Source organism: Psychroflexus maritimus, assembly GCF_011089875.1.
Taxonomy (GTDB): Bacteria; Bacteroidota; Bacteroidia; order Flavobacteriales; family Flavobacteriaceae; genus Psychroflexus; species Psychroflexus maritimus.
On the sequence record NZ_JAANAS010000033.1, the window covers coordinates 1 to 19,848 of the forward strand.

The 19,848-nt window shown below is 34.3% G+C and carries 18 protein-coding genes; 5 read left to right on the forward strand and 13 right to left on the reverse strand.

Translation table 11 applies throughout. The features are described from left to right. Positions 1–175: 175 nt before the first annotated feature. Positions 176–1,441: a serine hydrolase domain-containing protein gene (locus G7034_RS02810; protein WP_166399445.1), complete on the reverse strand. Its 1,266-nt coding sequence runs from the start codon at positions 1,439–1,441 to the stop codon at positions 176–178. Between the two features lie 317 nt (positions 1,442–1,758). On the opposite strand from G7034_RS02810, the gene G7034_RS02815 reads away from it, so the two are divergent. The 3 genes from G7034_RS02815 to G7034_RS02825 are packed head-to-tail and all read left to right on the forward strand — an operon-like array spanning position 1,759 to position 4,427. Next, entirely contained in the window at positions 1,759–2,343 is a 585-nt protein-coding gene (locus G7034_RS02815; protein ID WP_166399446.1) for a HupE/UreJ family protein, read from the forward strand. 55 nt (positions 2,344–2,398) lie between these two features. Next, positions 2,399–2,839, forward strand: a complete 441-nt coding sequence (locus tag G7034_RS02820; protein WP_166399447.1) for a deoxycytidylate deaminase — start codon at positions 2,399–2,401, stop codon at positions 2,837–2,839. Further along, the gene (locus G7034_RS02825) at positions 2,832–4,427 is read left to right on the forward strand and encodes a S41 family peptidase (protein WP_166399448.1); all 1,596 of its coding nucleotides are present in this window, start codon (positions 2,832–2,834) and stop codon (positions 4,425–4,427) included. Before G7034_RS02820 ends, G7034_RS02825 begins: the two co-directional genes overlap by 8 nt. Positions 4,428–4,854: 427 nt before the next feature. On the opposite strand, the gene G7034_RS02830 is transcribed toward G7034_RS02825, so the two are convergent. The 11 genes from G7034_RS02830 to G7034_RS02880 all read right to left on the reverse strand — a co-directional run bounded on the left by G7034_RS02830 (position 4,855) and on the right by G7034_RS02880 (position 15,595). Next, positions 4,855–6,627 carry a MutS-related protein gene (locus G7034_RS02830; RefSeq protein WP_166399449.1) on the reverse strand — a complete coding sequence of 591 codons (1,773 nt, stop codon included), beginning with the start codon at positions 6,625–6,627 and terminating at the stop codon, positions 4,855–4,857. Beyond that, complete coding sequence (gene truB / locus G7034_RS02835) at positions 6,620–7,339, reverse strand: tRNA pseudouridine(55) synthase TruB (RefSeq protein WP_166399450.1); 720 nt, start codon at positions 7,337–7,339, stop codon at positions 6,620–6,622. Before truB ends, G7034_RS02830 begins: the two co-directional genes overlap by 8 nt. A gap of 5 nt (positions 7,340–7,344) precedes the next feature. Then, positions 7,345–7,620 (reverse strand): DUF3098 domain-containing protein, encoded by a 276-nt coding sequence (locus G7034_RS02840; RefSeq protein WP_166399451.1) that lies wholly within the window; start codon positions 7,618–7,620, stop codon positions 7,345–7,347. 6 nt (positions 7,621–7,626) lie between these two features. Further along, complete coding sequence (locus G7034_RS02845) at positions 7,627–8,505, reverse strand: cell division protein FtsX (RefSeq protein WP_166399452.1); 879 nt, start codon at positions 8,503–8,505, stop codon at positions 7,627–7,629. A 217-nt stretch (positions 8,506–8,722) separates the two neighbouring features. Further along, positions 8,723–8,890 carry an Arc family DNA binding domain-containing protein gene (locus G7034_RS02850; RefSeq protein WP_166399453.1) on the reverse strand — a complete coding sequence of 56 codons (168 nt, stop codon included), beginning with the start codon at positions 8,888–8,890 and terminating at the stop codon, positions 8,723–8,725. 11 nt (positions 8,891–8,901) lie between these two features. Beyond that, entirely contained in the window at positions 8,902–9,762 is an 861-nt protein-coding gene (locus tag G7034_RS02855) for an SPFH domain-containing protein (RefSeq protein ID WP_166399454.1), read from the reverse strand. Positions 9,763–9,945: 183 nt separating this feature from the next. Then, positions 9,946–11,541: an ATP-dependent DNA ligase gene (locus G7034_RS02860; protein ID WP_166399455.1), complete on the reverse strand. Its 1,596-nt coding sequence runs from the start codon at positions 11,539–11,541 to the stop codon at positions 9,946–9,948. 40 nt (positions 11,542–11,581) lie between these two features. Beyond that, positions 11,582–12,586: a ligase-associated DNA damage response exonuclease gene (locus tag G7034_RS02865; RefSeq protein ID WP_166399456.1), complete on the reverse strand. Its 1,005-nt coding sequence runs from the start codon at positions 12,584–12,586 to the stop codon at positions 11,582–11,584. 238 nt (positions 12,587–12,824) lie between these two features. Next, on the reverse strand, positions 12,825–13,214 hold the full coding sequence (locus G7034_RS02870) for a hypothetical protein (RefSeq protein ID WP_166399457.1): 390 nt from the start codon (positions 13,212–13,214) through the stop codon (positions 12,825–12,827). Between the two features lie 195 nt (positions 13,215–13,409). Continuing rightward, positions 13,410–13,631 carry a hypothetical protein gene (locus G7034_RS02875; protein ID WP_166399458.1) on the reverse strand — a complete coding sequence of 74 codons (222 nt, stop codon included), beginning with the start codon at positions 13,629–13,631 and terminating at the stop codon, positions 13,410–13,412. 2 nt (positions 13,632–13,633) lie between these two features. After that, positions 13,634–15,595: a T9SS type A sorting domain-containing protein gene (locus tag G7034_RS02880; protein WP_166399459.1), complete on the reverse strand. Its 1,962-nt coding sequence runs from the start codon at positions 15,593–15,595 to the stop codon at positions 13,634–13,636. Positions 15,596–15,880: 285 nt separating this feature from the next. On the opposite strand from G7034_RS02880, the gene trhO reads away from it, so the two are divergent. Continuing rightward, positions 15,881–16,912: an oxygen-dependent tRNA uridine(34) hydroxylase TrhO gene (trhO, locus tag G7034_RS02885; RefSeq protein ID WP_166399460.1), complete on the forward strand. Its 1,032-nt coding sequence runs from the start codon at positions 15,881–15,883 to the stop codon at positions 16,910–16,912. Positions 16,913–17,161: 249 nt separating this feature from the next. Next, positions 17,162–17,593, forward strand: coding sequence for a hypothetical protein (locus G7034_RS02890; RefSeq protein WP_166399461.1), 432 nt, complete (start codon positions 17,162–17,164; stop codon positions 17,591–17,593). 49 nt (positions 17,594–17,642) lie between these two features. Here G7034_RS02890 and G7034_RS02895 read toward each other — a convergent pair whose 3' ends face one another. Further along, the gene (locus G7034_RS02895) at positions 17,643–19,829 is read right to left on the reverse strand and encodes a metallopeptidase domain-containing protein (RefSeq protein ID WP_166399462.1); all 2,187 of its coding nucleotides are present in this window, start codon (positions 19,827–19,829) and stop codon (positions 17,643–17,645) included. Positions 19,830–19,848 lie beyond the last annotated feature (19 nt).

Consider the following 19,848-nt stretch of genomic DNA (forward strand, 5'->3'; position numbering starts at 1 on the left):
CACGATAGCTAAGGCTATCCTTCAAAAAATTGCCTTGTAACTGAATATCCTTATTGATTTTGACTTTGTGATTATAATCGAACTCAGGTTATTAAACTCAGTTCACTTAATCTAACTTTAATTTACGCTAGGTTTATGTTTTACTAAAACCAATTTACTGAAAGAATTGTACCCCCTATAAAACAAGCTCTTTTTCTTTCTTTTTACTGGAAAGGTTTTGAACTACATTTGGTTGATTAATAAAGGCTTTAGCTTCTTTAATCAACTTATTTTGCATGTATTTTTTTCTTCTATTTTGTGTATTGCTTAAAACAATAACCACTAAATCATCCTGCGGAAAATAGCTTAAGCCATTTCGGTAGCCATCCCAAATCCCATTGTGGTAAATGACAGGCTCTTTGGTATTAGTGTATTTGGTTCTAAAGCCCATTCCATATTTGTAGGTATCAAATTCATCTTGATTAAACATCAATTCTACATAATCTTTACTTAAAACCTTATTGTTTTTCAAGGCAATAAACCAACGGAATAAATCGGTGGAAGAAGCATAAACTCCTTTATCGCCTAAAGCTCGATTATGAAAACTTGGAGGAAGGTTTACATAACCTCTTCCATAACCAATAAAGGCATTAGCAACAAAATCAATTGCTCTATTAGGTAAACCAATGTAAGTGTCGTTTAAACACAAAGCATCAAAAATTCGCTCTCCTAGAAAGTTCTCGAAACTTATGCCACTTACTTTTTCAACCAAAGCAGCTAAGACCACATAATTTGAATTATTGTAATTAAATCGACTGCCTGGTGTAAAATTAAGGTGCCTTTGATGAGCAGAAATAAGCTTGACTACCTCTTGGTTATTAGGCGCATGAGACTTATTCCAGAAGGCTTCTGTAATGTACATGTAATCCCAAAGTCCAGAACGGTGTTTTAAAAGTTGACGAATACTTACCGATTCAAATTTAAAGTCGGGTAAGTAATTAGCTACAGGAGCATCAATGTCAAGGCAATTTTCTTCTGCTAACATTAGTACCGCTGCGGCAGTAAATTGTTTACTTACCGAGGCTAATTCAAAAGAAGTATCACTTCTTAGACTTGTTTTATTCACAGGATTTTTAAATCCGTAGGACTCTTGAAAAATAATTTGATCTTTATAAGCTACTAAAACCGAACCATGAAATTTGGTGTATTTAGCTTTTAAATCGATAGCAGTTTTAAAGTTTTTATAAGCCTCAAGATGATGGATAGACTTGAAGCTTTTAAATGCTGAATAATCTACAAAAACCTCATCACGATCAAGTGAATTGACCTTATTAGTCAAATTGATTTTGGTTTTTTCGTCAAGTCCGTTTTCAGAAAAAACAAGATTAGTTAAGGTGAAAATTACCAAAACTACAAGCGCTAGAAGTACAAAGTTTATTTTTTTTCTAGTTTTACTAGACATTGAAGCTGTTTTAAAAAAAAACAAAACTAAGGATTTCTCATTGAAAAACTATAGTGGTATTAAATTCATCTAAAAAATACTTTAAATGATTAGCTAAAATAAACCCATCATGATTTCATTTTCTTCCTTTAAAACAGTAGGATAGGGGTGATGATATAATGAAATAACACAGCTGCTGAATAAAGATAAGGTGTTTAGGAAATAGCATATATAGATTTTTTTACCTTGGTTTTTATTTAAGCTAGAATTGATATATGGAATATTTGTGTTTTCTAGTTTTTTTTGCACCTTTGAAACACAAATTAAAAGCGGTTCAGATGTCAGAATTTTGGTTCTATTTAAATTTAGGTATTCAACATGTATTAGATTGGAATGCTTATGATCATGTTTTATTTCTTACTGCTTTGGTAGTTGGTTATCAATTTAGCAGTTGGAAAAAGGTATTTTGGTTAGTCATCATGTTTACCTTAGGCCATACTATTTCATTAGGGCTTGCCGCATACCAACTAGTGCAAGTAGATGAAAAATGGATAGAGTTTTTGATTGCAGCCAGTATTTTATTTACGGCGGTTTATAGCTTGTTCACTGGAAGAAAAACAAAATCAGGAGCTAAGTTAAACTTACTTTATGTAGTTACTTTATTTTTTGGATTGGTACATGGCTTTGGCTTTTCTTCTTATTTTTTAATGATTTCAGAGAGTGTAGAACAACCTTTGCTAGTGCTTATTGAATTTGCACTTGGCATTGAAATAGCTCATCTACTTACTGTTTTGGTTGTTCTTTTGCTAGCTTTTATTGCACAGCGTATTTTTAAAGTATCAAAACGCGATTGGGTTTTAGTTATGGCTTCAATTATTATTGGTTTATCTATTCCTATACTTAGAGAAGTTTGGTTGTGGTAATATTTTATTTTTTATTTAAAGTTTGTTCCGCTAAGAAAACTTACATTTACTCCCCATGAAGATTTCAAAAAAACAACAAAAGTTTGATAAAGCTTATTTGCGTATTGCAAAAGAGTGGGGCAAGTTGTCTCACTGTAACCGAAAACAAGTAGGGGCGATTATTGTTAAAGACCGAATGATTATCTCTGACGGCTATAATGGCACCCCTTCTGGTTTTGAAAACAAGTGTGAAGATAACGAAGGCAGTACCAAATGGTATGTTTTACATGCTGAAGCAAATGCTATTTTAAAGGTTGCCCGATCAACTCAATCTTGTCAAGGAGCTACTTTGTACATTACACTTTCGCCATGCAAAGATTGCAGCAAGTTAATCCACCAAGCTGGAATTACCCGCGTAGTTTTTCAAAATGCGTATAAAGATGATGCAGGAGTTCAATTTTTAAAAAAAGCTGGAGTAGAAATCACACACCTAGAAAATATTTTGCATAATGAATAATTTGCCTAAAAAATACCTGCCTTTAATCATTGGTTTTTCTTTAGCCACGGGAATTATTATAGGTGGATTTATGGCAAATACTTCAGGCGGTTCACTTCAAATTCCTGCCAACCAAAACAAGCAAAAACTAATAAATCTGATTAACTACATTGAAAGAGATTATGTAGATGATGTGAATATTGATAGCATTGTAAATGCCACGACAAACGCCATCTTAGATGAATTAGACCCACATTCTACCTATATTCCTAAAAGCGATTTTGCAAATGTACAGGAAAAAATGAGAGGAAATATTGTTGGTATTGGTATAAGTTATTATCAACTTCAAGATAGTCTTGCCGTTATCCATACCCTACCTAACGGTCCAAGTGAAAAAGCAGGAATTCTTCCTGGAGATCGAATTTTAATGGCCAACCAAGATACACTCTATGGAAAAAACCTAAATGCTGATGAAGTAGCTGGTTTTATCAAAGGAAAAATAGATACAAAAATCAATCTTAAAGTTAAACGAACAGGAAAAAATGAGGTATTGAACTTCGACCTTAAAAGAGCTATTGTGCCTATTAAAAGTCTTGATGCAGGTTTTATGCTGAACGAAGAACTTGCTTACATTAAAATTAATCGTTTTTCAGAAACCACAGCAGCAGAATTTAAATACAAGCTCAACCAATTAAAATCGAAGCAACCAAAAGGGATTGTATTAGATTTAAGAAACAACACTGGGGGGTATCTTCGCGAAGCTATTGCATTGGTCGATGAATTTCTTGAAGAAGATACGCCTATCTTACAGACCAAAAACAGGACCGGAGAAACTAAAGAGAATTTTGCTCACAAAGGAGGCTTGTTTACGAAAGGAGATTTGTATGTTCTCATCAATGAAAAAACGGCTTCTGCTAGCGAAGTGATTGCTGGGGCTATTCAGGATAACGACCGCGGATGGATTGTAGGACGTAGGTCTTATGGCAAAGGATTAGTGCAGAAAGAAATGAATTTAGGTGATGGAAGTGCAGTAAGGCTTACAACCTCTCGCTATTACACCCCTTCTGGAAGATCTATACAGCGCCCTTACAAAAACGGGAAAAATTCTTATTTTGACCAATATCACCAACGACTTACAAATGGCGAACTTGTAGAAAAAGACAGCATTCCTGTCAATGATTCGCTTCAATTTACTACCAAAGGCGGAAGAATTGTTTACGGGGGAGGGGGTATTACCCCAGACCTTTTTGTGCCTAAATCTAATCAATTGCAAAATGACTTTGAATACATGTACCAAGGAGGCGTAATGGATCGGTTTATTTTTGACTTTATGGAAAAAGATAGGACCTACTTTAACCAACTTAGTTTTGAAGAACTTTTGAATCAAAATGAAGAAATTACCAATGAAATGCTTCAAGATTTTGAGGATAGTCTGAATGAGCTTAATTTTAATTATGATTTCGCCGCCAATGAAGTTCTTCAAAATTACCTTACAGCTGTCATGGCAAAACAACTTTTTGACGATGAAAAATCCCTGCAAATTAAAGTTAAATTTGATCCTATGATTGAAGCGGTTATGAAACATTATAAAGGAGAGTTTGCTTTGTAAATAGCTTTTTTTTAATTACCACTACTACAAATCATCTTCAATTCCATTCTCATTTAAAAAAAAATGTAAATTTATTGCGTTAATCCCGTACGTACGAGATTCATGAATTCCTTTGAAATAAAAACAGGTAGAAATTAAGAAGGTAATTCACTAAAAATGGAGGCTATTGAATTCCCTCATTAAAAATGGTTTTTGAATTTTTATTCCTTCCTTTAAATTGAGGTTTTTATTTTCCTTTAAAAGGAAATCATTTTATATTCATCAATAGGAATGGGATTTATCCCGTTTGTAAATTTTGAAGGTTGATGATGGGCTTTAGCCCAATATTTTAATAGGTGTTTTTTGATGTGGTGATTGTGTGATGTTTGGCCAAGGTTATTTCCTACATTAACGCTAAAAAATCTTGCTTAAAAAGACAAATAGATTTTTAATCAACAATCCCCATCTTTCTTAGTAAAAAGGAAGCATTCATATTTTGACAAATTCCAGGTTTCATCAGATAATCAAAACTCAGTTCGTCATCCTTAATAGTGGCATCAAAATAGAAGTTTTTTACTTGAGGATATTCCTCAGCTATTTCACAAAGGCTTAAATCATGAGTAGCAATTACTCCAACCGAATTAAACTTTAGTAATTTTTTCATAAAATCTTTAGAGCCATTCGCTTTATCGGTAGAATTAGTGCCTTTTAAAATTTCGTCTAAAACAATGAAATAAGTTTGATTTTGAAGTTGCTCAACAATGTATTTTAGGCGAGTTAATTCAGCAAAAAAGTAAGAGGCTTCGTCGGCCAACGAATCAACTGTACGCATACTGGTAATCAGTTGAATAGGGCGGTAATGGACTGCCGAAGCACATACCGGCAAACCTAAATTAGCCATTACAATTTGCAAGGATAGGGTCCTTAAGAACGTACTTTTACCCGCCATGTTTGCCCCGGTAATAATCAAGAAGTTATCCGCTCCAATTTCAACATCATTTCTTACTGCTGAAGCTGAGTCGATGAGTGGATGAACGGCTTGTTTTGCTTTTAGAATAGGTCCTTCCGAAGTTAATTTAGGATAGGTGTAAGTAGGGTGATTAAAGGCAAAATTTCCAAGCGAATTATACGCATCAAACAAATGTACAACGGCTATCCATTTTTGATAATTGGCAGCATGTTGTGCAATCCATTGTTCTATGGGATGAGACTTCTGAAGATCCCAAAGGAAAAACCCGTTGAGGACAAAACCTAATAAAAAATTGTTACGCTGTTCTAAAGCATCAATTTTTTTTGCAAATTGATGCATTAGAACAGAAGAAACTCCCTTAGTCGATTTTACCTCAGCTTGAAACGCTTTGAGTAAATTGGCATCAAAGTTCTGTTCTTCTAGAAGCTTTACTAAGGTAGCGTATTGCTGAAAAATACTTTGTGCTTGATTAGCAAAACTAGAAAGTTTTTGCGTTTTACCTATGAAAATACCTGTAATTCCTAAACCTAAAACCAACCAAAGTAAAAGCTGAGACAAGCCGATAAAATCAAGGAAAAGCAAAATAAAAACAAGTACTGATAAAGCAGAAAAAACATAAGGAAACCAGCGCATAACTTTGGGAACAAAGGCTTTGTAATGAAGTAAAGATTGAGCAACATCTTCAGGTGAAGTTTCTGTATGAACCATTTTAGCTTCTGCTGAAAAGGCTTGCCTAAACTCCATTTTAGCGGCCAACTCTTGAATTGCTTTTTGCTTTTGGTCAATCGCTTCTATCGAATTAGAGGTGAGCAGTTGAGCCAATTTCTTTTCTGAACTTTTTAATGAAGTCCGGTTGAGGTATTGAAAGAAACTTTTTTCGCCAAATAAATCTATATCCTGCGCGTAAGCGTGGCTATGATCTAAGTATTCTTCACCTGAAGCTTGATGAGAAAAATCTTTGTGTAAGACTTTAATTTCATTTTCGTTAATTGTAATCAGGTGGTCTAATTTAACTTTTTGGTGTTTTAAATTAGTGTGTCTTTTCACTAAAAAAATAAATGCGGCAATCCCTAAAATTAAAATTCCAATAATCCATTTATCTTTCCCCCAAAAAAAGTAGAGTGCAAAAGCTATGAGGAAAAAAACGGCTAGTCTGATTAAGCTTGAAACTAAAAGTTTCTTTTTCTGATGCTTCAATTGATGTTGAAATTCCTTTATAGCTGCGAAATATGTTTGTTGTAAGTTATTCATTGAGGGATGAGGTGTTTTGCATTTGGTCAACAAAATTTTCAACAGAAAGGGCATCTTCCACTTTGAAATCGCCAATTCTCGTTCTTCTTAACTTTGTTAAATGTGCTCCAGAGTTTAATGATTTTCCAAAATCGTGAGCAAGACTTCGTATGTAGGTTCCTTTAGAACAATTCACTTCAAAATCTACATTGGGGATGTTATGATGGGTAATTCGAAAGTCATGAATTTGAACTTTTCTTGTAGGAATATCAACTTCTTCGCCTTTACGGGCAAATTCGTAAAGTCGTTTTCCGTCTTTTTTAAGGGCTGAAAATACAGGCGGTTGTTGATGTATTTCGCCTATAAATTGAGCTAAAGTTTTCTCAATCATGGCTGTAGTGATGTGCTGAGTTGCAAAAGTTTGGTCTATTTCGGTTTCTAAATCAAATGAGGGAGTGGTGGCGCCAATACAAAATCTTCCTGTATATGTTTTGGGCATTCCCATAAACTGACTAATCTCTTTTGTTTTTTTTCCTACACACAAAATCACTAAACCTGTTGCCAGCGGATCTAAAGTACCGGCGTGACCTACTTTAATTTTTTTGATTTTGAATTTTTTCTTGATTACCCAACGAATTTTGTTGACCAACTGAAATGAAGTCCAGTGCAAAGGCTTATCAAAAAGGAGCACCTGACCTTTTTGGTAGTCGCTTAAATCCCATTCCGTAAACATAAAGGTTACTTTTTGTGGGGGTTAAGCAAGATGGCATAAATTTCTACCGCAAAACCAATAATAATTAAAATTGGGGCTAATCGGATGCGTCTCCAGTTAAAAATTTCGGGATTAAAAACGGTGGGATCATCACTTCCTCCTCCGGCCATCAAAACAAAGCCTAAGCTTATAATACCAACTCCAATTAACATGAAGATATAATTTTTACGTTCAAAGATAAACTCCTTATGAACTTGACTTTGTGTTTTTGCTTGGTATTTTGATTGTTTTTTGTCGGCCATAATTTATTAGTAATAAAGTTCGTCTGTTCTTAAGTTCAAAAAGCGTTGAGTAGCAAAAAATGTACTAATCCACGTGATTAAAATTCCTAAGAGTAAAATGCTTGCAAATATAGCTAAAATGATAATTTCATCACTCAAAATTTGTAATTCTGGAAAACTAAGGTTGAGGTAATAAAGCATAATAGCCATTCCTGCTAAGGCCAAAAATGCTCCTAGTATTCCTAATTTTATGCTTTTCCAAATAAAGGGTCTTCTTATAAAACCTTTTGTAGCTCCAACCATTTGCATGGTTTTTATAATGAATCTTTTGGAATATACAGAAAGACGTATGGAACTATTAATAAGCAAAACGGCAATAAATGTAAAAGTACCACTGATTACCAAAATCCAAAAACTTAATTTTTTGATGTTGTCATTGAGAAGGGCGATTAATGGCTTGTCATAATCAACTTGATCAACAAAGTCGTTTTCCAGTAAATCTCTGGTAATTTCAGCAATTTTTACTTCAGAAACATAATCGGCATTAAAATAAACGTCAATGGAGTTTTGTAGCGGATTATACCCTAAATATTCCATAAAATCCTCACCGATTTCTTTACTAAATTCTTTGGCCGCTTCTTCTTTTGAAATAAAAGCTGTAGATTTAGTGTACTCAGCTATAGATAAGCTTTTTTTAAGCTGATCAATTTCAACTTCTTTAGCGGTGTCTTTTAAATACACACTTAAGGCTATTTGCTCTTTAAAATGGTCGGCTACTTTTTTAGTATTCAGAACTAAAAGTCCGAGTACACCTACCAAAAACAAAACCAACGCAATACTAAGTACCACAGAGAAATAAGACGAAATTAATCGCCTACGCTGATACTTTTCAAAAGATGAGGCCATAGTGTTATTTTTAAAGTGGTAAAAATAGGAAAACTTATTTGATATTAATAACGCTCAAGCTGATTTGATATTTTATTGCTGCTCTTTATAAATCACAAATCGAACTCAGGATATGAATAAAATTGTTGTTTTAAAAAAATTCAACCTTGATTATCATTTCCTTTAAAAAACCAATTCGATTAGCGATTAGAAAAAATAGGCATTTCTTCCTTTCAAATTAAGTCTTATCTTTTTTCTTAGGTTCTCTCTTATGTTCCTTGAGTTGTTGCATAAGCATCCATTCTAACTGTCCGTTGGTGCTACGAAACTCATCTGCGGCCCATTTTTCAATAGCTTTGAGCATGTCTTCGTTAATTCGTAAGGCAAATGCTTTTTTTTTGGACATAAATCTATAGTTTAATGATTTAGAGTCCCCGTATTCACTACCGGAGCAGCTTCTTTATCACCACAAAGTACCACCATTAAGTTGCTTACCATAGCTGCTTTTCGTTCTTCATCTAAATCAACAACCCCTTTTTGGCTTAATTGCTCAATAGCCATTTCTACCATACTTACTGCTCCTTCTACAATTTTGTGTCGTGCAGCTACAATGGCAGTGGCTTGTTGACGTTTCAGCATAGCATTGGCTATTTCTTGAGCATAGGCCAAATAACCAATTCGAGCTTCTAAAACTTCAATTCCAGCGGTTGATAATCGTTCGTCTATTTCTTTTTCTAAAGCTTCACTTACTTCGTTTACACTAGAGCGTAAAGTAATGTCTTCATCGTGACCTTCGTCGGCAAAATTATCGTACGGATACATGCTAGCTAATTTTCGTACTGCCGCATCAGTTTGTACGCGTACAAAGTTTTCATAATTATCTACATCAAAAGCGGCTTTGTAGGTGTTTTTAACCCGCCAAACCAAAATCGTACTAATCATAACTGGGTTACCAAGTTTATCGTTCACTTTTAAGCGTTCACTATCAAAATTGCTAGCGCGGAGGGAAATTTTCTTTTTGGTGTAAAAGGGATTTGCCCAATAAAATCCATTTTTCTTGACTGTTCCTACGTATTTTCCAAATAATAATAAAACTCTTGAGCCGTTTGGTTGAACCATTAAAAACCCCGCAGCCAATACTAAAGCAACAATCATACTCAAAACAGGCCAACCCGTTTTGAATGCAAAAATAAGCCCAATACTTCCTATAAATAAAAGTAAAAACACAAATAACATAAGGTAGCCATTGGCGGGAACAATAATCTTTTCTTCTTTCATAATTTTTAATTTAGTATAAATATGATATTATTTTGATATCGTAAAGGTATGTAATATTTTTAAACACAAACAAATTTATTTGAAAAAATAAATGAAATAATAAAAAATGTATCATTATAAATTTCCTAGCCTAAGTAGGATAGGTAAGAAGGATTTGCAGATTTTGTAATCTAAGGCCTGTATTTACTTCGTAATCATAGCTTTCAAATCTTCCAGTGTATTAGCCTCTTCCATTTTTTTGTCGGTTCTCCAACGGGAAATTCTGGGGAAACGGGTGGCAACTCCACTTTTGTGCCGTTTGGATTCGGCTATGCCTTCAAAAGCAATTTCGAATACGTGATAAGGCTCAACACTGCGTACAGGGCCAAAACGTTCTAAGGTGTGTTTTTTAATCCACGCATCTAAACTTTTAAATTCTTTATCGGTTAAACCGGAATAAGCTTTGGCAAAAGTGACTAATTCTTTGTGCTCATCGTCCCACAAGCCAAAGGTGTAATCGGTAAAGAGATTGCTTCTTCTTCCGTGTCCGCGCATGGCGTAGGTAAGTACCGCATCGATGCTAAAAGGGTCGGATTTCCATTTCCACCAATCGCCTTTTTTTCTGCCGACGCCGTAAGTGGAATCTTTGCGTTTAATCATTAAACCTTCTGATTTAATTTCTCGGGCATTTTCACGTTCTTTGGCCATTTCATTCCAAGCGAAAAATTCCATGATTTCTGAAAGGTGAAAAACAGAAATTTCATCCTTGAAATCGGCATGCAATTGGTCTAAAATTTTTCTTCTTTCGGCAAAGGGTTTCTTCCGAAGGTCTTTGCCTTGAAATTCAAGAATGTCGTAAGCTTTTAAAATGACAGGCGTTTTTTCCAATAGTTTTTTAGAAACTGTTTTTCTACCAATGCGGGTTTGTAAGTCTTTAAAACTTCCTATTTCATTATTTGGATAGGCTAAAATTTCACCATCCAATACGGTTCCGTTGGGAAGTTTACCTACAAAATCTTCAAATTCTGGATATTTATCGGTCACCAATTCCTCACCACGACTCCACACAAAGAGTTGATTTTTACGAATAATCACCTGACTTCGAATGCCGTCCCATTTGTGTTCGGCTAACCAATCTGATGGATTACCTAAATTGCTGGGTTGGTCTTCAATGGCATAAGCTAAATAAAACGGATACGGTTTAGAAAGGTAATCGGCTTCGTTTTCTTCTAAAATAAGCTCTTGATAGCTGATTTTATTAGGATTCCAATTCCCCATTAATTTAAAGGCTAAAATTTCTTCATCAATTCCGGTGGATTTGGCTAAGGCACGCGTCATCAATTTCTGACTTACACCAATTCTAAAACCGCCTGTAATTAACTTGGTAAAAACAAAACGTTCGTAGTAATTGAGTTTTTTCCAATTGGAAACCAAGTATTCTTTTTTGACTTCGTCAGATTCTTTTTTTAAAGCTAACATTTCTTCTAAGTATTGTGTTAGGCTTTTTTCGGTTTCTTGTTGAGAATCGGGAATCACTAAAGCTATGGTTTCGGCTAAATCGCCTACAATATGGTAGGATTCTTCAAAAAGCCATAGCGGAATGTTTGCCAATTCCGAAGCATACTCACGGATTACAGTCGTATTCACTGGTCGTGGTGGACGCCGATGTGAAAGAATAGCAATGGTCCAAACCTTATCTTTATCAGATGCCTGCTGAAAATAATCCGCCAATGCTTCTACCTTCAAATTGGTTTTGTTGGTGGAGTCGATGGTTTTAATAAGTTGGGCAAATGCTTTCATTTTTAAAGATTAGCCCCCTAGCCCCCAAAGGGGGAATTCTTTAAATTCCCCCTTTGGGGGCTAGGGGGCTTTCATACTGTGTTTTTTCAGTTCTGGCATCATAGCCAAGTTCGCGTAAATACTTAGCAAAAATATCGGTATAACCATGGGTGCAAATTACTTTTTCACAACCTGTTGCTTTAATGGAATTAATGATTCCGTTCCAATCGCAGTGGTCGCTTAGCACAAAACCTTTATCGATGGCTCGGCGGCGTCTTGCTCCTCTAAAGGTCATCCATCCACTGGCGGAAGCGGTAACATAAGGTGTCATTTTTTTAATCCATGTGCTACCGTGAGCACTTGGCGGTGCAATGACTAAATTTCCGTTGAGTTCGGTTTTGGTGGTTTCTCTAGTAATTAATTGAGTAGGGGGAAAGTCTATTAAATTTCGCAAAACTTCCGTCATATTTTCAATAGCGCCATGGGTGTAAATTTTTCCAATTTCAGGATTGAGATGCTTTAATAAGCGTTGGGCTTTCCCTAAGGAATACCCAAACAAAACTGAAGTTCTACCCTCGGCTTGATTTTGTTTCCACCATTGGTTGATTTCTTCAAAAACTTTGGCTTGGGGTTTCCATTTAAAAGTGGGTAAACCAAAGGTACATTCGGTGATGAACGTATGGCAAGGGACAGGTTCAAAAGGTGAACAAACACCGTCTGCTTCATCTTTATAATCGCCAGAAAACACCCAAACTTCGCCTTTGTGTTCTACCCTAACTTGAGCACTTCCTATAATGTGACCAGCAGGATGTAAGCTAAATTTCACATTGTTAATAATAAAACTTTCGCCGTAGGCTTTGCCTTCAATATTTACTTCTCCCAAACGATGCTCGACAATGGGCACGTTATCGTGATGCGTAATGTACTTTTGATGTCCCCATCGTGAGTGGTCTGCATGCCCATGAGAAATAATGACTTTATCTACAGGCTTCCATGCGTCGATATACACATTAGCTGCTTCACAATAAATGCCTTTAGAATTAAAAGCCAATAAGGGAGTTTTCATTACTTTTTTATATATTCACAAAGTAAGTAAAAGAAAGAGGTTGGCAAAAAGCGATTTCAAAAATTCGTAATAATTTAACTGAACAATAATTATAAATAAGGATTAGTCGTAAGGATTTTAAAATAATAATTAGCTAACTATTTACAGGTATTTTCATTTTTGAATAAATAATGCAGTTAGTAAAACCAAAAATTTTTAATCTATAAAAAACAGCTAAACTAGAAAAATTGATTAATGTTTAATCTGAAAAACAATCACTAAAACTAGGTTTTAGTGGTTTGTATAAAATTTTTTTAAGGCTTTTCGATTTAATATCTTTTAAGTAAGATTGGTATTCTGGAGAGGAAATGAGTACAGGTTGGAATGGAATTGCTCTTTTATGCTTTTTGTATAGTTCTTCTAAATAGAGGATAAAATCAATTCCTGAATGTTCATTATTTACTGGATGGGATGAAATCACATAAATACATTCTATTGGTAAATTTGTCTTCATAAAATTATAAGCTTGATTTATATCATTGAAATCAATACACATAAAATCAGTTGTTTCTAATAGAATTTCTTTACAAAACAGAGAAGACTCCTTGTCTTGTAGGAGTAGAACAAATTTATTTTCATTGGTATTCATATGAAATGAATAGTTAATTTAACTTATGAAGAATGAAGATGAATGAAGAAGAATAAAGAAGAATAAAGAAGAATAAAGAAGAATAAAGAAGAATAAAGAAGAATAAAGAAGAATAAAGAAGAATAAATTAGTTTAATTAGATATAAAAAAATACCACGCACTACTAATAGGAGAGTGCGTGGTAATTAGTTGAATTTATTTTTTATTTTTTATTTTTTTAATCCCTAATAAAGAACCAATGCTTAAAAATAAGTAGAGAATAATATTACCAAAAATGGGTACATCAATTTGATTAGTAGAATCACCATCTCCTCCTGGAAGTGGAAAATTACTACCATCTTGTTGAGCGAAAGTTACTAAGCTGATTAAAAACAAAGAAAAAAAGAACAGTATAGTTAATTTATTAATATTTTTCATGATTATTTAATTTGTAATTTTAGGTTGTAGTTTCTTTCATTACTTTGAACTTTAACAAAGTAAACACCAGTTGCAGCTTTAAAATCGGTTACACTTAAAGTTTTATTAGCTTCAAAATTTTTAGTATATACTTTTTGACCTAATTGATTATATACAGCAACTTGAGTTTCTCCCATAATATTCTCGCCTGCTATTTTAAAGCTTCCGCTAGATGGGTTTGGATATAAGCTAATAGCGTCATTATCAAATTCGTCTGTGCTAAAGGTTTCATCACCAAATACAATTTGAAATCTTAAATCGTCTATTGATTCAGAAATACCTTCATCAACTTGAAATTCGTAAGTAAAATGATCACTATCAACAAGAATCATTTCCTCTGTATAATTATCTTTAATAAAGATTTCATGATTAAATTCATTAACTAAATCAACTTCAAAAATATAATCTGTATGTCTAAAGTTGTTCAGTTGAAGTTGAAGAACTTCAAACTCCACAGGATTATTTCTATATTCAACAGAATAACGATCAGCATCAATTAATCGAGAAAGAGTTTCATCGATGTTTCTTGGATGAAGGTAATCATCTTCTGCACTATTCATATTACTGTCTCCAAAATTAATTCTAATCCCATCAAGTGCTAAGCCATGTGGCGTATAATCATCGGCGGGGTGAATTTTAAGATTAATGTACTTCTCCATTGCAAAAGTTGCTGTTGGATTAGCATCATCTGTTTTCTTGTGTGCTTCTTTAAAAGTAATAGAAGGAGTCCCACTTGCGGCTGTTTGAACAAAAGCAGCTTGCATAGGTTGTAAAAATTCATTTCCGTCACTACCGTTTGCAGTTGTACCGCCATCATTTAAAACAATAGTAGCATAACCTCCATTTCCACTAATATTCGGGTCCCAAATGTAATAGTGTGTAGATTTAATACCTGTAGTAGATGCATCTGTTAAAACCGCATCCATATCGACTTGTGAATGATACGGGTTACCAATTAAGTTAAAATCATCATTTGTAGTTGATAATGTAGTCAAAGCAGTCATATCACCAATATTTAATTCACCTCTATTTCTCAATACAGTTTCTGGTGAATTTGTGTCGTCAATAGATGTGTCAACTGATCTATCCCCTCTAACTAAGATTCTATAGGCTGTAGGAGATGCTAAAGTTTCAGTATCTACATCTGGTAAAACTCCCCAAGCTTGATTTACATTATCAAAAGTAAATAAGGAATTCCAACCCGAAGTGTTTTCGTCAAAACCATTAGCAGGATCCCCTGTTATATGTGTACCAAAACCTGGCACTGGGTTCTGTGTATGAATTGTTGCACCTTCCATCCAGTTAGCTTGAATGCTTGTGGCAGTTGTTACTGAGGGAGAGATAAAGCGCCAAGCCCTATTAGCTGTAAAGTAACGCTCGCTTTCTAGACGTGCTGTACCACCTGTTGAAGGTAAAACTTGTGCTACTTGAGTTGCGCTTCGGTTCAATAGAGTAATCACTCCCGCCGTAGGATCATCGGCATTTAAGGTTCCAGCAGTTGAGGTAAAGTGATTTCTTATGCCTAGATGACCAGCTGTTACATCAACAGTGCCTCCGTCTTTATCTAGCACTACATACTTCACTTCATCGCCTATCTGAGTTGTTGCATCTCTATCTTGGAACTTATACACATCGGTAGAACTAGAATTAGAGCCACCGCTTCCAATAACTAAGCGTGTTTCAGTAAAAGTTAAGGTTGCAGTTGAAGCCGAGTTATCTAAGCCTCCATCAACAACAAAATCAGGTTGATCACTTGCTTGAGTTTGTTCTTTAAACTCAATAGTGCCTTCATTTACTACATCTTCATTGGTATAAATTACCAATTCTCCGTCGGAAGTAAAATTACTGCCATCAGAGACAAATAATTGACCATAACTTACACCAAAGCATAAGAATAGAGCCAGGATTGAAATAATTTTTTTCATGTTATTTTTATTTTAGTTCAAGGATTCGATTACAGAATCAGTATGCAAATTTAGTAATGTAGCTTATTTGACTCTGTGACTTTCAAGGCAAATAATGTTTTAAAAAGGTTTAATTTGTCGTATCAAGGAGTGAAGTATTAGTTTTATTAAAAAGAAGACAACGCGCCTCTCTTTTAGCTTATTTCGATTACTAAATCATTCAAGTAAAACATAATTTTACCAAATAACTGAATTGTTGTACATTTGCCAAAATTTTCTTATTCATTTAATTAAAACAAGTATAGCATGCAACTGTACAATAAATTAAGTGCTAAAGAAAGAGAACAATTAATTGATGAAGCTGGAGAAGAACGGCTCACCATCTCTTTCTATACGTACGCCAAAATTGGAAATCCACAACTTTTTAGAAACCACCTTTTTGTGGCCTGGGACCAAATGCAGGTTTTAGGAAGAATTTATGTGGCTCACGAAGGAATCAACGCTCAACTTTCCGTTCCTGCTAAAGGTTTTAACGCGTTTAAAAACTTTTTAGACCAGATTTACTTTCTTGAAAACGTGCGTTTAAATATTGCCATTGAGCAGTACAATAAATCCTTTTTGAAGCTCAAAGTAAAGGTTCGTGATAAAATTGTGGCCGACGGACTTAATGATGATACTTTTGATGTAAGGAACAAAGGTGTTCATGTAGATGCGGATCAGTTTAACGAACTTATTGAAGATCCGAATACGGTTTTGGTAGATATGCGTAATCATTACGAAAGTGAAATAGGTCATTTTAAAAATGCAGTTACTCCTGATGTAGATACCTTTAGAGAAAGTCTAGATATTATTGAAAACGACTTAAAAGATCATAAAGAAGATAAAAACTTAGTGATGTATTGTACCGGTGGAATTCGTTGTGAAAAAGCAAGTGCCTACTACAAACACAAGGGCTTTAAGAATGTGTTTCAGCTTAACGGCGGAATTATTGAATACACCCGGCAAGTCAATGAAAAAGGCTTAGAAAATAAGTTTTTAGGGAAGAATTTTGTTTTTGATGAAAGACGCGCTGAAAAAATTTCAGATGAGGTAATTGCCAAATGCCATCAATGTGGAAAAGCATGCGATACACACGTGAATTGTGCCAATGATGCTTGTCATTTACTATTTATTCAATGTGATGAATGTGCCCAAAAAATGGATGATTGTTGTTCAGACCATTGTAAGGAAATTATTCAACTTCCTTATGAAGAGCAAAAGAAACTTCGCGCAGGAAAACACAATAGCAATAAAATCTTTAAAAAAGGAAGATCTCCTGTTTTGAAATATAAAGTTTAATTCCAATTAGTTTTAGCTTGCTTACTTCGGTGTTAATCCACTTAAATGAGTGATTATACTCGAATTCAGGTTAATAAGCTATTGTTACACAAGGCAAGCTAGATTATAGAAATTACAGCAATAAGCTTAAGTTATAAAAAAGGAAAACGCCGAAAAAAATATGTATTTTTTACAAGGCGAACATTAAAAAATTAAGAATTATCTTTAATGTGAAATTTCAGGAAGTAGGCCTAGAGAAAACAAGACCCAATGAACCCCCGAATAATTAAATTGACCAACCAAGTAAGGTCAAAGTATTATAAATTTCTACCTGTTTTAGGAGTGGTGGCAGTTTTAATCGCATTATTACTTGGGTTCACTTCTAAAGATGCAAACAATGCCTCTACTTACATCATTGGCTTATATGGGCTTGTGAATTTGTTTAATTACTTCACAAGACCAATGCACAATTATTTTGAATTCACTTCAAAGGGAATTTATAAACCACAAGAGTTTTGGTGTTTTGAGAAACGTGATTTCTTAGCCTATGAAGCCGTTGAAGAAGCAGTTTTTTTAGTAGGAGATTATGTTTTTAGAAACGCAGAAGTAGAGTTTAGAATTCCTAAGGAAATGATGTTTGCAAGAGACATCGAATTTCTAGAAGACCAATTACAAAAAGTAGCTTCAAAAAAACAAAATTAAGTTGGTTTAAACTCAACACCAAGTTAACAATTCAATGATATTAAGAAGCTTATTCATTTTTTATTCTGAAAAATTCTTCAGCTGAAAAGGCCACTTGGTCTATAATTACTTTTGCTGTTGGATGAATTGAAAGTTGAACCTCGCCAACAATTAACTTCGCATTTTCAACAATTATTTTTGCATTTTCATGCATTTCGAAGAAGCTGCCATCAGTTAAATTAACTGAGGTGTTTTCTTGAATTAGCCAGGTTGAATTTTCGTTTAAAATTAATTTTCCTTCCGCTTCAACAGTAAAATTTGTGGGTTCAATAAAATCACCATCAACAGCCCTATAGCGATTTACCGTCTTACTTTTGTTCATTTGTAAGGTGTTGTTTTTTTTCAACTGAATAACTTCGCCAGCTGGCAAAATAATAGGGCCAGTCATTCTAAAATCATCTTCTATAATACCGTCCTTATAATTTACGCTAAGTAATAAGTCATTGTTTTTATCTTTAGAAAATTCGATGCTTAAAGAATGTAGGATAACAGGAGCTAGTTGATTTTTTTCCCAATTCATGGCTTGAAAGTTGGTAATGGGCGGATTGGTGAAGGCGCTTATTTTAGATTTTTTAATTGGTGCATTAGGCAAGTAATGGCCTCTTACTATTTCTTGGTTAATTTCATAAACATTGTGGCCATCAATGTATTTACTTCCTGCACCGTTATTTCCTGTTGGTTGATCAATTTTGTTATTTTCGTTAAAATCGTGCCTAAACAACATGGCTTCATTTTGCCCTCCATACGCATTTTTTCCTTGGTTAGTTAGATTTAAAGCCCAGTTGTTCCAAGCGTAATGCCGGAGGTAAAAATCATCAAAAACATAGTCAAAGTTTCCTTTTCCATAGAGGGTTTTAATTCCGTTAGTTCCTTGACTATTAGTCGAAAAAACTTGAGTTCTTGAGGAAGCTACTTTTTCGGTAAAGGCAAAAACACCTAATTGATTTTGCTCAATTTTTTCACCATAACGATCTTTGTTTTTTCTCCCTCTTCCATAAAAGGGATGTTTGTTTTTCCTATACTCAATCCATAGATATTCATTATCCTGGTGAGGTAATTTGATGCGCATACTTTCATTTTTTCTCAAATAATCTTTGAGTAGGTAAGTAGAGTCAAAGTTTTTGTTCGCTTGCACATCGTGGGTAATTTCTGTCCATCCAGCGTACCAACGTTCCCAAGCGTTAGCAATTGAAATTGTTCTAGCATAGGTGTCCATCATTCCCCAGCCATAAGGATAGAAAAAATAATTTCCTTCGGCTTTATTCGCTCCATTATAGTGGGGCAAACTTAGCATGGCATGACTTATTTCATGCAAGATAATTTCTAATTCGTGATGTAAATTGCGGTGGGTGTTAAACACCCTAATGCCTTCGTGGCTAACTTTAATTGGCGTTCCGTTTTTGTTGCCTATTACTTCATTGGCTCCTGTACCCATAATAGCTTTCCGCCATTGTACTCCATTTTTGCTTCCATTGGGGTGAGGCTTCCAATGTGGTGAATTCCTAAACAAAAGAATAACAAAATCTAATTGATGGTCTGCATATTCATTTTCTTTGACGAAATCACTTTGGTTAATTCCTTGGTAATTGGGTGAGTTTTTTCTAGAATCAAACCTAGACCAATCATAATCTGAAGGGTAAATTGATCTAATTTTTTCAAACACAAGTCGATTTAACTCATTCCTTCCTGCACTTGAAGAAGTTACTTTTGTAGGGTCTATCTTAATTGAAATTGCTTTTTGGGTTTCAGGATGCTTTAGGGTTTCAAAGTAAAATCGAAATTTTTGATTAGACATTTCATAGAAAAAAGCAGATAAATTATCTAAATTTTTATTGGCGTTGGCATCATGATTTTTGAACTGTGCATAATCTTGATAACCCCATATTAAACTTTGATTTTTTTGAATGATTGATTTTTCGTTATGCATAGGAAAATCTTCGCCTATGGGCCAATATTTTAAATCATCATGTACCTTCGGGTCTAAAAATTCCTCCTCAAAATCAACGTAAATAACCAAAGCTCTTAAATCGCCTTGCGGAAAAAAATACCGTCCAAAAACAGAAGACTTTTCATTTGGGTGTTCAAAAAAATTAGCATCAAATTCTGTTGCTGAGGGGCTTGCGGTTCTTTTAACTTGCTTTGAAGAGGTACAAGCAAAAAGTAAGCTACTAACTAATATGAAGTAAAAAATTCGCATGGGTAAAGTTAAACATCTA

Excerpts from the sequence above, each read along its gene's own strand:
- G7034_RS02810 (WP_166399445.1), bottom strand. The coding sequence starts at position 1,441 with ATGTCTAGTAAAACTAGAAAAAAAATAAACTTTGTACTTCTAGCGCTT.
- trhO (WP_166399460.1), top strand. The coding sequence starts at position 15,881 with ATGCAACTGTACAATAAATTAAGTGCTAAAGAAAGAGAACAATTAATT.
- truB (WP_166399450.1), bottom strand. The coding sequence starts at position 7,339 with ATGTTTACGGAATGGGATTTAAGCGACTACCAAAAAGGTCAGGTGCTC.
- G7034_RS02895 (WP_166399462.1), bottom strand. The coding sequence starts at position 19,829 with ATGCGAATTTTTTACTTCATATTAGTTAGTAGCTTACTTTTTGCTTGT.
- G7034_RS02865 (WP_166399456.1), bottom strand. The coding sequence starts at position 12,586 with ATGAAAACTCCCTTATTGGCTTTTAATTCTAAAGGCATTTATTGTGAA.
- G7034_RS02880 (WP_166399459.1), bottom strand. The coding sequence starts at position 15,595 with ATGAAAAAAATTATTTCAATCCTGGCTCTATTCTTATGCTTTGGTGTA.
- G7034_RS02830 (WP_166399449.1), bottom strand. The coding sequence starts at position 6,627 with ATGAATAACTTACAACAAACATATTTCGCAGCTATAAAGGAATTTCAA.
- G7034_RS02820 (WP_166399447.1), top strand. The coding sequence starts at position 2,399 with ATGAAGATTTCAAAAAAACAACAAAAGTTTGATAAAGCTTATTTGCGT.
- G7034_RS02855 (WP_166399454.1), bottom strand. The coding sequence starts at position 9,762 with ATGAAAGAAGAAAAGATTATTGTTCCCGCCAATGGCTACCTTATGTTA.
- G7034_RS02870 (WP_166399457.1), bottom strand. The coding sequence starts at position 13,214 with ATGAATACCAATGAAAATAAATTTGTTCTACTCCTACAAGACAAGGAG.
- G7034_RS02840 (WP_166399451.1), bottom strand. The coding sequence starts at position 7,620 with ATGGCCGACAAAAAACAATCAAAATACCAAGCAAAAACACAAAGTCAA.
- G7034_RS02825 (WP_166399448.1), top strand. The coding sequence starts at position 2,832 with ATGAATAATTTGCCTAAAAAATACCTGCCTTTAATCATTGGTTTTTCT.
- G7034_RS02850 (WP_166399453.1), bottom strand. The coding sequence starts at position 8,890 with ATGTCCAAAAAAAAAGCATTTGCCTTACGAATTAACGAAGACATGCTC.
- G7034_RS02815 (WP_166399446.1), top strand. The coding sequence starts at position 1,759 with ATGTCAGAATTTTGGTTCTATTTAAATTTAGGTATTCAACATGTATTA.
- G7034_RS02845 (WP_166399452.1), bottom strand. The coding sequence starts at position 8,505 with ATGGCCTCATCTTTTGAAAAGTATCAGCGTAGGCGATTAATTTCGTCT.
- G7034_RS02860 (WP_166399455.1), bottom strand. The coding sequence starts at position 11,541 with ATGAAAGCATTTGCCCAACTTATTAAAACCATCGACTCCACCAACAAA.
- G7034_RS02875 (WP_166399458.1), bottom strand. The coding sequence starts at position 13,631 with ATGAAAAATATTAATAAATTAACTATACTGTTCTTTTTTTCTTTGTTT.
- G7034_RS02890 (WP_166399461.1), top strand. The coding sequence starts at position 17,162 with ATGAACCCCCGAATAATTAAATTGACCAACCAAGTAAGGTCAAAGTAT.